Annotated in this window: 12 protein-coding genes and 2 pseudogenes; 5 read left to right on the top strand and 9 right to left on the bottom strand. The window is 57.7% G+C overall.

Annotated features, from left to right (window positions below; all coding sequences use genetic code 11):
- Positions 1-88 precede the first annotated feature (88 nt).
- From OKW40_RS03275 to OKW40_RS03265, 3 genes are read right to left on the bottom strand one after another with little or no spacing between them, the layout of a single operon-like run.
- Complete coding sequence (locus OKW40_RS03275; protein WP_429488112.1) at positions 89-1,069, bottom strand: ATP-binding protein; 981 nt, start codon at positions 1,067-1,069, stop codon at positions 89-91.
- 9 nt (positions 1,070-1,078) lie between these two features.
- Positions 1,079-3,076: a hypothetical protein gene (locus OKW40_RS03270; RefSeq protein WP_429488110.1), complete on the bottom strand. Its 1,998-nt coding sequence runs from the start codon at positions 3,074-3,076 to the stop codon at positions 1,079-1,081.
- The gene (locus OKW40_RS03265; RefSeq protein ID WP_429488108.1) at positions 3,073-3,714 is read right to left on the bottom strand and encodes a hypothetical protein; all 642 of its coding nucleotides are present in this window, start codon (positions 3,712-3,714) and stop codon (positions 3,073-3,075) included. Before OKW40_RS03265 ends, OKW40_RS03270 begins: the two co-directional genes overlap by 4 nt.
- Positions 3,715-4,075: 361 nt before the next feature.
- Between OKW40_RS03265 and OKW40_RS03260 the strand changes: the two genes are divergently transcribed.
- The 3 genes and pseudogenes from OKW40_RS03260 to OKW40_RS03250 form a co-directional block, all read left to right on the top strand.
- Entirely contained in the window at positions 4,076-4,348 is a 273-nt protein-coding gene (locus OKW40_RS03260; RefSeq protein WP_429488106.1) for a hypothetical protein, read from the top strand.
- A gap of 491 nt (positions 4,349-4,839) precedes the next feature.
- Positions 4,840-5,025: a hypothetical protein gene (locus tag OKW40_RS03255; RefSeq protein ID WP_260321061.1), complete on the top strand. Its 186-nt coding sequence runs from the start codon at positions 4,840-4,842 to the stop codon at positions 5,023-5,025.
- 77 nt (positions 5,026-5,102) lie between these two features.
- Positions 5,103-5,313: pseudogene (locus tag OKW40_RS03250) on the top strand (helix-turn-helix domain-containing protein); the annotation flags it as partial.
- Between the two features lie 340 nt (positions 5,314-5,653).
- On the opposite strand, the gene OKW40_RS03245 reads toward OKW40_RS03250, so the two are convergent.
- Both OKW40_RS03245 and OKW40_RS03240 read right to left on the bottom strand, forming a co-directional pair.
- Complete coding sequence (locus OKW40_RS03245; RefSeq protein WP_429354965.1) at positions 5,654-5,971, bottom strand: CcdB family protein; 318 nt, start codon at positions 5,969-5,971, stop codon at positions 5,654-5,656.
- Complete coding sequence (locus OKW40_RS03240) at positions 5,971-6,393, bottom strand: type II toxin-antitoxin system CcdA family antitoxin (protein WP_429488103.1); 423 nt, start codon at positions 6,391-6,393, stop codon at positions 5,971-5,973. Before OKW40_RS03240 ends, OKW40_RS03245 begins: the two co-directional genes overlap by 1 nt.
- Positions 6,394-7,135: 742 nt before the next feature.
- Between OKW40_RS03240 and OKW40_RS03235 the strand changes: the two genes are divergently transcribed.
- Positions 7,136-7,609, top strand: coding sequence for a TOTE conflict system archaeo-eukaryotic primase domain-containing protein (locus OKW40_RS03235; RefSeq protein ID WP_429488101.1), 474 nt, complete (start codon positions 7,136-7,138; stop codon positions 7,607-7,609).
- Complete coding sequence (locus tag OKW40_RS03230) at positions 7,593-10,043, top strand: glycoside hydrolase family 15 protein (protein WP_429488099.1); 2,451 nt, start codon at positions 7,593-7,595, stop codon at positions 10,041-10,043. The genes OKW40_RS03235 and OKW40_RS03230 overlap by 17 nt, the downstream gene beginning before the upstream one ends.
- 513 nt (positions 10,044-10,556) lie before the next feature.
- On the opposite strand, the gene OKW40_RS03225 is transcribed toward OKW40_RS03230, so the two are convergent.
- The 4 genes and pseudogenes from OKW40_RS03225 to OKW40_RS03210 form a co-directional block, all read right to left on the bottom strand.
- Complete coding sequence (locus OKW40_RS03225) at positions 10,557-11,360, bottom strand: transglutaminase-like domain-containing protein (protein WP_429488097.1); 804 nt, start codon at positions 11,358-11,360, stop codon at positions 10,557-10,559.
- A gap of 310 nt (positions 11,361-11,670) precedes the next feature.
- Positions 11,671-11,907 (bottom strand): hypothetical protein, encoded by a 237-nt coding sequence (locus tag OKW40_RS03220; protein ID WP_184058717.1) that lies wholly within the window; start codon positions 11,905-11,907, stop codon positions 11,671-11,673.
- A 469-nt stretch (positions 11,908-12,376) separates the two neighbouring features.
- Positions 12,377-12,559: pseudogene (locus tag OKW40_RS03215) on the bottom strand (LysR family transcriptional regulator); the annotation flags it as partial.
- 94 nt (positions 12,560-12,653) lie between these two features.
- Positions 12,654-15,680 carry an ankyrin repeat domain-containing protein gene (locus OKW40_RS03210; RefSeq protein ID WP_429354970.1) on the bottom strand — a complete coding sequence of 1,009 codons (3,027 nt, stop codon included), beginning with the start codon at positions 15,678-15,680 and terminating at the stop codon, positions 12,654-12,656.
- Positions 15,681-15,968: the final 288 nt, after the last annotated feature.

Raw genomic sequence — 15,968 nt, 5'->3', positions numbered from 1 at the left:
TCCGGGAGTTTTCGCCCATATGCACCTCGTCGATGAGACTCAGAAGAGCCCCGTAAGTATCTGCAGTGACGCTCGTAGAGACCAACGCCTATGTGGGCTCACCGGTATCGCCTTCATCTGCGCCCCCCCCTCCAATTGAATCTTGGATAGCACTAGTCCAGTTCTCGGCCGCGATACTTAGGCCCGCGACGTCGATGTCCGTGACGTCAATGAAGAAACGCGAGAGAACGTCCCTTATCAACCATGGTTGGCATAGACCTTCTCTGTCCAGTACATTTCCTTTTTGCAGGGCGGCCATACACGCGTCGACCTCGCTCCGAAGGCGGAAGCCCGCTTGAAACGCCTTAGGAATAAAAAACTGCGTCCAGGTGATGCCTGATGACTCCGGCCAAACTGCACTGTCGATTTGCTCAAACAGGTCACTGAGCTCTTCCTTTCCATATCCTCCTAGGCGCACGCGAGTCATCGCAAAACGACGGTTGATCGCGGGACTGAAAGTCGACGAGACGTCCTGCATGTTACGAGAAAGATAGGGTTCCTCACCAGAAAGAAAAATAACAAGTTCTCTGCCGATGTCACGGAGGCCGTTCTGAACATCGCGCAAAAACAGAAACTCCTCGCGTGTCCAGGCTTGGGCTTCATCGATCCAAAGTACCGACACGGAATTTGCGGTACTCAATGCGACCTCCTCTAACTTACGCCTTACTCTCATGCGTAATTTTTGTGTTTCCCCGGACATATGCTCGTGACCTAAAGCAGCAAGGAATTCCAAAAAAAATGCGCGAACAGACGGCACTCTATTGGTCTGTGCAATGAAGTGGATGCAGACCAGCCCGTCGAGGTTGCGAGATAACTGATCGATCACCAATTGCATCGCACAAGACTTGCCTTGCCCGGTTGTTTCTTCGATAAAAGCACTCCTGCGAAGGAGAACACATCGTGCTATATCGGTATACAGATCATCTACGGGAATCGTCCAAAGCGAACCTGACCCGGTCGTATCAAGCAGTGGATGCTGCAGGATTTGACTTTTTCGCCACTCGTCAGATACTCCATCATTTGTTGGCATTTGGTCACCTTACGCTCGTCTGTTATGGCGGGGCGTCAACCAATGGCCGCGAAACCCCGGTGCAGGAACCGGTTTGGCACTTACCTCCAGCAGCCCGAATGCTCGACCGCGTTTGCGTTGAGTGGGTTTTTCGCGCGGTCGCAGTATACGAGCGCGTCCGACACCAGCATCCTCGAGCGCCTTTGCAAACGCAGCCTCCCCCGACTGTCTCGGACGAGACTTCCTACTATTCTGAAGAACCCTGTCTTTGATAAAAGCGTTCGTCGCCGCTGCCGGATCTTTACTTTTCCGCAAGGTGGGACGCGAATGGAGTTGACGCATGATCAGCTTGAAGGTCTGCCATGCGATTTGGTAGTGACTCCACCGTCTTTCTATCTCCAACGGTCCGACAGATCGCTTGTCGTCCAGCAAGACGCCGTATGCAATCCGGACATCGAGTCGATTGATCCAGACGCGCATACGCTGGCCACAAAGAGAAAAATTCGACGAGATTTCTGTGTTTGTATAGCTGCAGTAGTCGACGTTTGCATGAGGGCGCTCGCCACGCGCTCTGCTCGCTGTGATTCGACAGTCAACACTATGCCAAAGTAGTCTCAGGTTTGCTGGGTCCTGTTTCTCTTGTGGCAACCTCTGCGGAAGATAGTCTGATGTCAGCAAATGTCTAAACACATCAACGCGGGTAGCTCCAAAATTGGACTCTCCCCCGACATTGAGGTTGTGATCCCTGATGTTCACTCTAAATAGCGCTTGGATCCAATCAACGTCGATGTCGTATTCAAGAGCGGTTTTCGTTGCGTCACCACGGTGTGGATCCTTGGGCCCGGCACCGTAGGTAGACAGCAAACATTTCCATCCCATGGCCGTGAGGGCGCCATTGACACGCTCGATGACCGCGTGCTGCCACCATGCCCGCTTGGTACCAAACATCACAGTGCAACCGAGCGCATCAATTACGTTATTAACGAAGTCATTCGCAGTGTTGCACCACGCGTTATCGACCGATATCACGGCCCACACGAGATTTCTGAGTTCAGGAACGAGACTTACCATGAGCGATTTTCCGTCAGGCATGAGCCTCACCAATGGACCGGTCAATGCAGGCGACTCGTGCGCGAATGAACTGTTAACCGTCGCCAAGGCGCAATCCGCGCTCGGATTAGTCTCAAATGACAAATAACAACCAAGGACCGCGGACGTATTTGTTTCGGCGAGCAGCCCAGCATACCAACGCTTCACCGGGATCGGATGATCACATCCCTTGGGGTCCTTGAAATGAAAGACACCCGCAGCGTCGCACATCAGATAGTCCAATTGAACCGCGACCAAAGGCTCGTGGAAATCAAACAGCGGCGCGATACCGCGGCCAATTCTCGCGCGCCAGGCAGCCTGTTTTCCTTTTCTGACGCGCAACCATCGTTCAGGATAGGTCCCGATCAATGCATCGCAGTAGTGCCGGAGGGACTTGTATCCCTCGTTTTTTGTGCTTCTGGGCCACTCAGTCGGTTCAAGATGCTCGTTATCAATTAGAAAACGGATGAACTCTCGATGCAGATTCGCGTACGTGATGCAAATATCGTTGCAGGCCGCCCGATGGGGTTCGGGCAAGAACTTGCGGTGAACAAACTTGCGTGCGTCCGGGTGCTCTCGGAACAATTTTTCAAGCGCCCCCGCTGCGCCGGCTGAACCCGAAAGAAGATCGCAATGTACACGCTTGGTCCTGATGTACGGTTGTACCCGGGCATGCGGCACGAGTGCATAGAAGCCAACAATATGCCCAGGGAGATGCTCGGTGATACAGCGTCGTATCTGCCGTATGACTTCGCACTTCGGCACGCCTGTTTCCTTTAAAATCTGCCCATACGTATCGCCAAACATGCGCATCTGTATCGCCCTCTTGATCCGAAAGTAGCGGTCTGGTCGCTGCACCAGGTTTTCTTCCGGGCAAGGCCATTTCGATGTATCCCTCAGTTCCTCCGGAACGACCAGTTTTCGGTATCCCGAGTTCATAACATCCTCCTCAGGACTGTCCCTCTCCGTAACTCCACTTTTTCGAGTTCGCAGACGATTTCACCGGAAGCCAGTTCAGTTGCGATTTCAGAAAGCATTAAGCCGCAATCAACGCCGGGAAGGTCAATGAGTTCCCCTATCGTCACGCATTCGCATTTATCCATTTGGTGCCTGATGAGGGTCCTCTCTCCAATCGTGGACAAACCTCGGGCGGCGCTCATAAATGCCCTTAGGCGGATCCAGTTGATGATCAGGATGTCCTTGCCCTCCAGTTCTTGAGCGCATTTCCATCGGACATTCGAAGTCGGTTCGACGAAACTGACTGAACCGCTGTTGGGTTTTTCCCAGGAAAAGACCCAAGTTTCTGTTTCCCCGTTCTGGTAGAACACGTCAGCGGACTGTCGGACGCGCTTTGAACCACTTTCCACAAGACTTATCGGCCGAAACCCTACGATCTGCGGATTGCCCTCGCAAAGAAGCAAATGGCAATTTGCCGGAATACCATTGACTATCATCTTCAGTTTGTTTTTCGGTGAATAAAAGGCGAAAGCGATCCACAAACCCCGATCACTGGATCGAATCGCCGCAGAAGCGGATAACCTCTCGAGACGATCTTCGAATTGCGTATTGCGTGACATGACGAGTCCTTCCCGCCCCGGAATCAGGCAGCTCTCGCTGGAATTCCGGACGCAAAAAGCCCTTGACTTCGGTCCACCAATCAACCAAAATCAAATCGGCAAGTTGTTGAAAAACGTTGCCGGCACCGTCAGCTGACAACGTCATTAAAAATTTACATAGCTCGCTAGTGTTCTCCTCATCAAAGACGCCGCTTTCACGTTGGCCCGTGTAAGCGGCGTAACTTTTTTAGTTTTACAAATTCGGATCTGTTTCGTAAAGCTCTTTCCTGCATCATAGATTTCACCGTGAGATGTGGTTATTCAATACTATTTTCCCGCTTAATAAAGTTATATTCGATTTGATTCATAAAAAAATTTGTATTTGCACCGCATTACCCATCAAGTGCGTCGCCACTCGGAAAAAATGCGCATTACCGGTATTTTTTATCCGGTTTTGTTAAAGGTATCAAGCGTCAAAACGCTTATTCCAGACCTGACCTCTGCGTGTAATGAACAGCGCGCCGCGGGAAAACCCTGGCCGCGCGGTGAAGCGCTTTCCCCGGTGATCGGTACATTAAGCAATTCCCGAACATTTCAGGGCGCCGCAGGCGATGCCCGAAACAGAGGGCTTGCCGGCTATGACCTCGTTGTGTGACCCCCGGTGATGCCCTGCTGGAGTTCCAAGCTGCGCCGTGTAAGCATCGGTCTTGCGTCAATCGCTCTCGCGATGAATTCAAAATGTGAGCAATTTCATTGCAGTGGTACTGCAGTTTTCGTCGTCCGTCAGGGCGGCCCAACAAGTCAATCCACCATCCCTCCAGACTGTCGAATCCTCGGATGAAGTTGGCAAATTGCATCCCCAAGCGCAGACCCCAGAACGAGTAGGACAATTGCGTTTGGTTCAAATTGATGCGGTTCGGCTCCTCTAGCGGCTTGGGAGCGGGCTGCTAGCACGTGATGGAACGATTGGAATTGCGCGCCCGGGCGGTTCAGGAGGCAGACGAACGCTAGGCAGGCAGTCACCTCCCGCCGGTGGTTAATGGTTAGAATTTCACGTTCACGCACTGCGTTTCCGCTAAATTGAAATGTCGTGTTTTACCGTGACTGGCAAGCTGGCATTTTGCTGCGCGATCGCAGGAGCCAGTCATGAGCCCAGCCGCACTGGTGACATTGAACATGCGCGAACTCGACCGTCTGAAGGTGATCCAGGCCGTGGTGGACATCGGGCTCGAGCCCGGGCGTGGTGGACATCGGGCTCAAGCCCGGGCGTGCCGCCGGGCGACTTGGCCTGACCGTGCGTCAGGTCGAGCGGCTGGTAGCGCGGTATCGTGAATCTGGCCAGGTTCAAATGTCCGCTTCCGTGGCGCGTAAGCTGACCAGCGGCCCGTACCTCGGCGCTGGAGCCTGCGATGGCTGCGACCGAACGGATCACGATGACGATGCGCGAACTGGACAGGTACAAAGTGATTCAGGATGTTGCCGATGGCGTGCTCAGACCGTGGCGGGCTGCGAAGCGACTTTGGGCTGACGACGCGGCAAATCCGTCGTCTTGTCGGCCGGCTGCGTGAACACGGACCGCAAGGACTCGTGTCAGGTCGGCGCGCCATGGCCGGCGCAAACGGTGAGCTGGTCACACTGTACAGGGAGATCAGACGGGACATCCTCGACCTGCAGAAGGAACCAGGCTGAGGATGCCAGTGCCGTCGAGCGGCTCGCGCGCGATCTCGATGCAGTGTTTCCCAACATGCGCGGGTTCTCGCCCAGCGGCCTCAAGTACATGCGTACATGCGCGCGCAAGCCTTTCGCCGTTGGGCATTTGTGCAACAGCCCGTTGCATAAATACCGTGGTCGCACGCTGCCACACTTCTCGACAAGCTAGACGGCGCAGCTCGGCGACTCTGGTATGCCCGCCTGAGATAGCGGGAATGTCCTGCCCCGGCGTGTCTACCGTCCAGAATAATTAGTAAGCGCCCAGGAGGCGATCCAGCGCGGCCGTGATCCGCTCACGGTGTTCGACAAGCGAACCGGTCTTCGGCCCCAGTTCGCTTAAGGGCACGGCCGCGACAAACGCCGGATGCAGGATGCACCGGATGCCGCCGATATCGAATGATGGCGTGAAGTCCGCCGGGAGCTTCCCGGGCGGAAAAGCATCAGCCTGAATCAGCGGTACGACGACGCGGATCGACAGACCTTCTAGAAAGTCGCTTTGCACGTCGACAAGATACGGTGTACTGGCGCGGCCTCTACCGCTATTGGCATAAACGTCGAATCGCGCCATCAGAACATCCGGTATTGCGCCAAGGGAAGTCCGTTCTCTTCGACCCACTGGTTCGTGTGCCTGATGAACTCGGCGTGTTCCTCAGCCCAGCGCCGGCCTTCTTCGGCCTGAATCGCCTCGCGCAAGGCCTGCTCGCAGGTGCGGGAAAAGTTGATGCCGAGACTTCTCGCCCGTTCATACACGTCCACGGGCAGCGTGACATTCGTCGCCTTGCGCGCCCCGCCTGTTGCTGCATGTGCCATGGTGAATTCTCCGCGCGAACAATGCGCATGTTTATCCACATAATAACCCGCATCTGGCAGTTGGTGCCGTCGCGTCGAGAAGGCTGCGGTCATATGCGCAGGCAAGCCCTCCCTTTCGTGCGCAACGCCTGTCGGCACAAGGTGCAGGCTTAATCCTATAGGAATGTGAAGCGCCGCCATGCGAACCACCCGGCAAATGAGCATCACGCTTCCGAACGAAATGGCCGAGGAAATTCGCAGGCGCGTCCGGAGCGGTGAAACGCGACGGAGTCAGAAGTCATCCACGACGTCCTGCCCGAACTCGCTTTACGTGAACGTGCTATCGAGGCCCGGTTGCGCGATTCGGTCGGGCTGGTCGCTGCCGCACTTGAAGCTGTGTGGTCTTTGCGCCGGACGCATGCGATCAACTGGCGAGTTGGAGGCAGCAATCGCGACCGCAGGCGCCCCACGGAAGGCGGCCGAATACGTCGACGCCATCGTCACACTCTGCGAGCTCGATACCCTCCCCGCGGCCGTGCTGTGATCGCATACCGCGTTTTGGGCGAGACGGTCGCGATGCTCGGCGTCTACTATGGCGGGCAGGGACTACGCGGCCAGGTCTCAGCCGAATCTTGATGACCCCGCCTGGCCGCGCGGCTGACACGGCCAAGAGCCCGGTCGCCCATGTCTTACCCCTCGGACAGCAACGGACGAGGCGACGAACGACGGCAACCTGTCACGCCCAGAGTGGGACGATCTCACGCGCGAAGAGTTGCGGGCAGAACTCGCCCGTCTGCAGGCCGAAAACAGCCGGCTCGCTGCCATGCTGCGAGCCATTGTGCCCGGTACCAGGCAACCCGGGGCAAGCGATCCCGCGTAATGCCTCGCCGGCTGTTCAAAATGCAGGCACTTCCTCGCTTTCCCCACTTCCCCACTACAGAAAGTGCAACTTTTCCGGAGGCTTTTCCGCGGCCGCACTGACGTCTATCCGCTTCGGTGGGAAAGCCGCAATTCCGGAAAATCCGGTTACGCGCCGGTGTGCGCGAATGAGTGGCGCGCGGGCATCTGCGAAAAGCCCCGCATCCGCTGCGCGGACTGCACGCATCGGGTGCTGCTGTCACTGGACGATCAGGTCTTCTATGCGCATCTTTCCGGCGATCGTACCGTGGGCCTTTACCCGCTAATGGCGGACGGTACCTGTTACCTGCTCGCCGTCGACTTCGACGACGAGAGTTGGCGGGACGATGCGATGGCGTTCCGGCAGTTGAGCGGCCCCACGTGTGCCTCTCTATGCACGTCAAAAGCGCTATCCTCGATAGCTACAATGCGTAGCATGCCCGCTCTTCTGCTCATCACGTGGATTTCTGATCGATCTAAGCAAAGATATGGAGTGAGATGCGATGGCAAATCTGCTTGAATCGAATCCGGCTCCGGGCGCACCTGGCAATCCGCTGAACTGGAGCCGCGCGGACAAAGACGCCGTCGGAACGGCGTACTCGCTGTCGAGCCAGGTCTGGTACACGACAGCAGGCGGCATCCTCACGGAAATCTACTTCCCGGATGTCGACACCCCTCAGGTACGAGACTTCCAGCTGATCATTACCGACGGGTCGACCTTCTATCACGACGCGCAGAAGGACTTCGACCATCGATGCGAATGGCCGGAGCCGCCCGCCTTATCCTGCCGGCTCACATCCCAGGCGAAAGGGCAACCCTACACCGTCGTGCAGGACGTGATCGCCGAGAAGGGTTCGGCCTGCGTGCTGGTTCGCACGACACTGGAGGGGGACCAGGATTTTCTTAACAAACTGCACGTCTATGCCTTGTTGACACCTCACATGGCGGGATACGGCGCTGGCAACACCGCGCATCGCGTCAGCACCGCAAATGGCGATCGCCTGGTCGCGACGCGTGACCATTACTGGCTCGCGCTGGGCGCCGACTGCGGCTTCGGCACGACGAGTTGCGGCTTCGTGGGAGTGAACGATGGCTGGACCGACATCATCGCAAACAAGCGCTTGCCGGTCTGGAACTACGACGCAGCAAAGGACGGATACGTCGCCGTGACGGCAGAGATCAACCGCGCAGGGCAGAATCAATTCGTTCTGGCACTGGCGTTTTGCGTCGACGAACCGACGCCGATTACGCAGAGCACGCCCAACAAGGCGCTGACCGCCGTATCCGAGGCGCTGGCCTACCCCTTCGACGGACCCGCCGACCCATACAGCCACAAGCAAGCGTTCATCCAGGGCTGGAACGACGCTGTTCGCGACCCGTTCCAGCCCAAGTCGAACATTACGGGCGATGGCAATGCGCTTTTCAACATGAGCCGCAACGTGTTGCTCGCGCATGAGGACAAGACGGCCGACGGCGCACTGGTGGCTTCATTGAGCATCCCGTGGGGACAGACGGTGCGGGACCTCGCTGCCGGCTACCACATGGTCTGGCCGCGTGACATGTGCCAAAGCGCACTCGCGCTGCTGGCCGCGGGCGCGCAGGATGCGCCCCTACGCGGGCTGATGTTTCTCGCTGCGTCGCAATTGGCGGATGGTAGCTTTCCGCAAAAGTTTTTCATTGACGGCGAGCCTTGGCGGGACAATGCCTCGCAGCTCGACGAATATTCCTTTCCAATCATTCTGGCCTATCACTTGAGCGAAGCCGGTCTGCTGCGTCAGTTCGATCCCACCGGCATGGTGCTGGCCGCAGCAGGCGCATTGATCAAGAACGGCCCCATGACTCAGCAGGAACGATGGGAAGAACTCGAAGGATACTCCCCTTCGACACTGGCATCGAACATCGCGGCGCTAGTCTGTGCGGCTACTAAATGGGCGGACGCCAGTACCGCCCAGTTCCTGCTCGAATACGCGGATTTTCTGGAATCGCATCTAGAGACATGGTGCGTCGCTGCGGAAGGCTCACCGGTTCCGGGCGTGACGCAGCACTACATTCGAATCTTGCCAACGCATGTCAATGGCGTCTTTAATTTTCCAGAAGATCCAGATACCGCCCAAGTAACCGTCTGGAACAAAGACTACAACGCAAACACCATCGTGGACGCGGGTTTTCTCGAACTGGTGCGCTATGGCATTCGGGCCGCGAACGATCCGATCATCGTCAACTCGGTCAAGGTAGTCGATGCAGTAATCAGAAAAATTCTGCCGCAGGGGCCTGCCTTTTACCGATACAACCACGACGGTTATGGTCAAGGCAATCTCGGCGAGGACTGGTACGACGGCGCTACCTTCGGCGTTGGTCGCCCCTGGCCGCTGCTCACTGGCGAACGCGGCCATTACGAATTGGCCGCCGGTGGCGACCCCACCCCCTACATCCGCGCTCTCGAGGCGTTCGCCGGAACGCGCGCTCTGCTTCCCGAGCAAGTGTGGGATCTGCCCGATCTGGCAAACCCGCCCTTCGTCACTGGCGGGCCGACTGGCTCTGCCATGCCGCTCGCGTGGGCCCACGCCGAATACATCAAGCTCGTTCGCTCCGCTTCGGACGGTCAGGTCTTTAACCACCTGAAAGTCGTCGCCGATCGTTATCAGTCTCAGCCCGGCCAGGCGCCGCGCGCTCGCAGCAATATCGAAATCTGGAACTTCAACCGCCCGCTGCCGTCGATTCCGGCCGCCACGACAATTCGGATCCCTTTGGCTGCGCCTTTCCGCCTGCGCTGGACGATCGACGACTGGGCCACGTCGGAGGACAGCGAAGCCACCGCAACGGCGCTCGGCATCTACTACGTCGATCTGGTCACGCAAGCAGCCCAGGCCGGTTCATCGCTTGCATTCACCTTCTTCTGGACCTCGAGTCAGACGTGGCAAGGGCAGAATTTTTCCGTCGCCCTCCAATCCTAAGCGATGCGTCGCCAACGGCAGACAATTGCTTCCGTCATGGAGAAACACACGACTTCATCTAAGCCGTCCATGATCTCCATGACGCTGGAGAAACGCACGTAGGTACGCGGGTCATCGAACTGTTTGAATTCCCTTTGACGAGCAGCAGGTCCCAAGCGGGCTCGGTGGTGTCGAGGGCCAGATAGAACGCGCCGATGTGCGCGATGAAGTTGCGGGCGCTGGCCAGCCGGTTAAACCACTTCGCGCCCTGAGTCAGTCCGTCAAGCGTTTCGAGGGGCCTCGCCGTCTCCGTCCAGGAGCATAGCGCTCATTCGCCGAGTAACTTTGCTGGACATACTCCGCCGCGCATCCGGTCGCCCATAGTCCACCGAACGACTGACGCGTGGAACGGGTGAACGACGCGGTGACGCTCAGGCGCGCAATCAATTAGGCCAGCGCGGTCCAAAATGCCTACGTTACCGGGAGGGGATCCAAAAATTCCCCGTCGGCTCAGCAATGGCCAATTGTGCGCGGTTATTCCTGATCGCAATGCACCTTGAAGTGCGTTAGCACGGCGGCCCCAAACGCATTGCTTATCGCAACATCGGCGGCGTCGCGACCGTATGCCATCAAAACGCGCCCGATGCGTGGTGCGTTGTTACGCGGATCGAAGGTTTGCCAGCTACCCCCTACGTAGGCCTCAAACCACGCCGCGAAATCCATTGGCGCTGCGACGGGGGGCAAACCGACATCGCTGATATAACCGGTGCAGTAGCGAGCCGGAATATTCATGGCGCGGCATAGCGTGATGCCCAGATGGGCGAAGTCCCGGCAGACGCCTCTTCGTTCGCGGTAAACGTCCGCTGCGGTTTTGGTCGGCCGCGCGTGCCGGTAATCAAATGCGATATGCCGGTGCACGAAGTCGCAGATTGCGAGAACAGTCTCGCGGCCCGGCGCGCACTGTCCAAAAACCTTCCACGCGACGTCGACCATCAAATCGGTTTCACAATAGCGGCTACCCAACAGGAAAACGAGCGTATCGTCGGGCAACTGCTCGACTGGATGGCCGCGACCGTCTTTCGGACGCGTTTCCATCGCATTTGGCACATTCAGAAGCGCGGTCGTGCTCAAGCCAACCCGCCCGGCGGGCGCGATTATCCGCGTGCACAGGTTGCCGAACAAGTCGCGGTACTGCCTCGTCGCCACCGGCGGATCGGTAACGAGCAGATCTGCCTCGACAATATCCGTTGCATGCGAAAAGTGCGTGTTCAGCATCAGCATCATCGGCGTCGGTTGTGAGCACTCGTACGACAGTTCGTATCCGACGCGAAGCTTCATATATTTATCCTGTTCGTCTGATCCCGGAGGTTGGGGCTGGCAACTCAAAGGCGTGCGGCCCGAGACAGCCACAACAGATGATCCCACGACGACGGGCGTCACGCTCGCATTCAAAAACAATCGCCGCTACCTGGCCTGAGCGGCCCTATGGTCTGTTGAAATGAAATGAACGCCGTCTCCCGGTGAGAGATTGGGCCTGACGCCAATGCTCTCAACGGCGACGACCGTCGTGCGTGCGACGTCGAACGCAGCTAGTGACCGTACTCGGCGGGACGAGTGAGTGTGTCGAGGCGGCGAAACAGGAATGGAATCAGCCAGTCGGGCCAAGCAGCAGGTCGATTGCGGCTTGACCGGCGACTTCCCCAACCAGGTAGGCCCATCGTTCAGTAAAAGGGCCGTTGCGCAGCGCGATCCGGCCCCCCCGCGCGCCGAGCACTTCGAGGTTGGTACCGCCTTTGATCTGGACAGTCACGTTGAACGTGTCCTCCGCAGCCGGAGTCAACTCGACGTGAATCTCGAAGCCACGATAGGTGATCACTCGTTGCATGAAAGCCTCCATGTCGTTATCGGAGACTAACACGCGAACGTTGCATGGTTCATCCGGCTACAGGCGCTGATCCCGTACGAGGTCGGTAACCGGCGTCGTAATTCTGCTTGCAGAGGCGTTCGAGACGGCAATTGCCTATTGGTTGAACTGCGCCCCGAGTACTGATGGTCCTGACAGACGTGCCGAGCGTCGGGAAGGGACCGGGTGCCGCGAGATGCGTTCTTTCCGGCTGCACCAGATGCTTCAAGATTCCCCGACCCTTCGACCGTGAGCCGCTGGTACCTGAATTCGCAATTCCCGACTTTCGCTTGCCCCGTGAAGGGCGGCTTGTGGCCGACTTGTGCCCGATGGCCTGGTCCTGGGAAGCCCATGCCTTGCCGCGCGCTTCCCGATGACACGAGATGGTCATACGCGGTGGCACGCAGCCGTTAGCACTCAACGTAAGAGCGACCTGTGGTCCGCACCGGTCTCACGGTTCCGATCCTATAAATCCTGCCAATTCCTCGGGTCTCCCCAAGGGGAATGCTTCCTTAATGTGATCGAGAAAGGCGGAAACGCGAGGGCTTAGCAAGCGCCGCGAAGGATAAAGCGCCCATAGTGCGATGTCAGGGCCATCCAGGCCACCCCAATGCGTAAGCCTGCGGGCTGCGATAACTGAGCGAAGCGGATCTTCGAATGTCCGCCCGGATCGCTGAGCGAACGACAGTTGATGGGCCGAAAGCCGCCCCAAAAGAAATATCGGCAAGTCACCCCTTCTTTCGTCTTTCGATTTCTTGTTTCACACGTTCGATTTCAAGCCGTTTAGCTTCCTTTGTTCCCCATCGTGGCGCTCTGTTCTGGGTGGCTTCGGCGGCTGCACGAATGCGTGCTTTGGCAGCAAGTTGATTGGCTCTGCGTTCGTCCAGCTCCCTCATTTTGGCCGCTTGCCGTTCGGCGAAGCGTTCAGCCGCGATGGGTGTGGTTCGTTCAGGTAGTCCAGCAAGGACCACAAGCTTGTCGATATTGTCCCAGGTGCTGATCCAGCCGTCGTTGTAGGCAAACTCGCTAATCAACGGGAGGTTGAGTGCCGTGTAGATCGGGACCCAGTTTTCTTCTTCGCCCTGGCGGCGACGCACAGCGAGTTTGGGATTGAACTGGTACCGCCCGGTGGATACGCGCAGGAACAGGGATCTATTGTAGGCATAGTCTCTGTCGATTTCGTTCCTCGCCAGCACGCCAGAAAGATGCTGGCGCTTGTTGCGCTCTGGCCGCGCGATGTTAGCGGGTAAGTGTTGCCAGGCATCGAGGATGATTTGGGTCTGGAACGCGCTGTCTGTATTGCCTCGTATCTTGCTGAATCGTGCTTTGAACAATACCCACAGGGTCTGGAACAGAAAGTATTCAGACAGATGCCGGTCGATGCGGACCAAGCGATCGCCCGCTCTGACATCAATGCAGGGCGGAGCCAGGCATTCATAGATTGCCGCCAGCGGGCCAGCAGCGAACTTTGCATCGCCAAATGCCTGACGCAAAGCCCAGTGCAGGGCATTGTGACCATAGTGATCGACGGCATCGCGGTCGGCACCGCGCTCCAGCAGGGCTTCCACCAGCGCCACATTTCCTGCAGCAGCTGCGGCCATCAGCGGCGTCTGGTTCATTGGCAGACGATGATCGACGCCATGCTGGTCACACTGCCTGAGGATGTCCTTGAAACGGTTGGCGAAGAAAGGGACGTAGCTCTTGCGGGCGAACACCGCGCGCTGCTGATCAAAGGTTCGTGCCTGCTCGAATTTCGCCTCGACTGCCAGCCACTCGGCGAGCTGCGGTTCATCGAAGCAGGTGGCATAGTCAAAGAGTTGCTGCTTGCCCTTGTTGCCCGGAGACTGCTCGCGGAAGACCTTGATCAGCAGTTCCCTGACCTTGGCCTCATCGAACACCGGCCACGGCACCGGGACCTGCTTCAAGATGGTGCGGCGGATGGCCTCCGCCTGCTCCTGCTTGCCCTGCAGTTCAAGTTTGCGTGCTTCCTTCTGCCAGTCTTCGAGCGTGGATTGCCTGGCCTCGATCCTGGTCTGGCCGACGATCAGATCCAGCAACCCGAACAGATCATGCCCTGTGTCCGACTCGATCATGTAGATGTTCTTGATGGCGCGCGTCAGCGCTACATACAGGGCATTGACGAAGAATTTATAGACTTCGAGCGACTTGTCACTCTTGTCTTTAGCGCGTTTGTAATCCAGTGTCTCGACCGCCAGATCGGTCTTGGCGATGCCCTCGACAATGTCGTTGAACTCGCCCCGGTGATCCGAGATGAAACGGTAGAGCACGATGTTCTCGTATTCGAGACCCTTGGCTTCGTGGATCGAGAACAACAGCGGCGTGGCAAAGTGCTTGCGGGCGTCGGCCTTGTCCTCATCGCGCATTACCAGGACGGCGAACTGGGCGGATTGGCGAATCTTCTGGTCCAGTTCGCGCTTGGTGGCGTCCTTGTCGGGTATCAGCGTAACCTGGCCGGTCTCGCCGCCGACGGCCTGGACCAGGAAGTTGCTCTCCCGGTCGATGGAGCCGAAGCGCCGCTGCTTGATCTTGAGCAACTGATTGGCGACGCGAGTGGCCTCCAGCCCGTTGCGAAAGTTGGCCATTAGCACGCGTAATTCCTGCCGCTCGGCCAGTTTCGGGTCCTTCCAGAACAGGCTCTTGACTTGGCTCCAGGAAAAGAAATTGGGATGGACAATCTGATTGGAATCCCCGCAGAGCATGAAATGGCCAGGCTTCTTCATGGTTTTCAGCACGAGCGCGAGTTGCACGGTGGTGATGTCCTGCACCTCGTCAATAACCACGAAGTCGTAGCGCGGCGCAGCCAGCGCTTGCCAGTCCTGGGCGACCAGATTGAGGTCGTAGAGCTTTGCCTCGGCCAGCCAGGCGCGATACTTCTCAAACAGATTGTAGAGTTGGTCGCGCCGTTCTACGGGAAAGATCGATTGACGCACCCCCAGTGCTTGATACTCGTCGCGCGACAGGACACCGCCCGACCCGGCGGCAATCACGCCGCGAATCTCCTCGAAAGCCTGGTGGGCATCGACATCCTTGAAGTTCTGCCGTATACGCGAGTACCAGCCCGCAAAGTCGCGCCAGCTAGCCTCGCGTCCTGCCGGAACGCGGATCGACTCGACAAACTCCCGGTAGGACAGAAATACGGCATCCTGAGCGCCATGCTCGAAACCGTTGGCGTAATAAAGGTCGCGGGCGCTCTGCGCCAGGAAGGCGGAGTGAGTGACGTAGAGGACCTCACCTTCGGCATGCTTGAGCTTTTCAAGCGTCAGTGCGGTCTTGCCGCTGCCAGCGCTGCCGACGACAACCAGGGGAGGTGGCTGTCGGTAAATGGTCTCCTGCGTGTCATCAAACGAGATCGGTTTGTCGAGCAGGTGAATGCCGGTACGCTCCGGATGTAGGTAGCGTAGAGCTTGCGCCTCCCTGATGGCGTCATCAGCGCTGATGTCTGGAATTTTGCTCTCGTCAATCGCCGCGCCGCGCAGGAAACGTGACTTATCGTAGGCGTGATTGGCGATCACTTCCAGCATCAGTGCGCAGACTTCATCCCCGTGGCGCACCAGCGAGAACAGCAGCCGGTCGGCGTCATCCAGCTTCGCCCGGTAGAACTTGCCGTGGCTCAGATTGGCAAGCTTCTTGACTTGGGCAGCACGGAAGTCGTGGCGGGCGATGGCCGCGGACACCTTGTCGTAGCTGGCCTTGACGCGTGAAGTGTCGAGGCCTGTGTATTCGAGAATCTTCATGAGGCGATGAGGACAAGTGCAAGAGCAAGAAAGAATTCTCTCATGGCCGTCTGGCCTGCCAACCTCTCTAGCAAGTTTTCCGGTCATTCCTGAACGGCAGTTATCCGACCTGGACCGGACGCCCTACGACAGGGTATTTCCTCATGCTGAATGACCGGTTCGGGCCGTCTCCTGCCCGATACGCTTTGGCTCATGTCGACCCACAAGGGCCGGTCCCCTTTCTCCATAACGGTCGTCCAAGCTATGTGCGGAACTGTTTAGCTGGTACGCGACCAGCTTTCAGATATC

It is taken from the genome of Paraburkholderia sp. RAU6.4a (assembly GCF_050435625.1).
Taxonomy (GTDB): domain Bacteria; phylum Pseudomonadota; class Gammaproteobacteria; order Burkholderiales; family Burkholderiaceae; genus Paraburkholderia; species Paraburkholderia tuberum.
The sequence above is the reverse complement of the archived record's forward strand: the minus strand, read 5'-3'. Positions and strand labels throughout refer to the sequence as shown.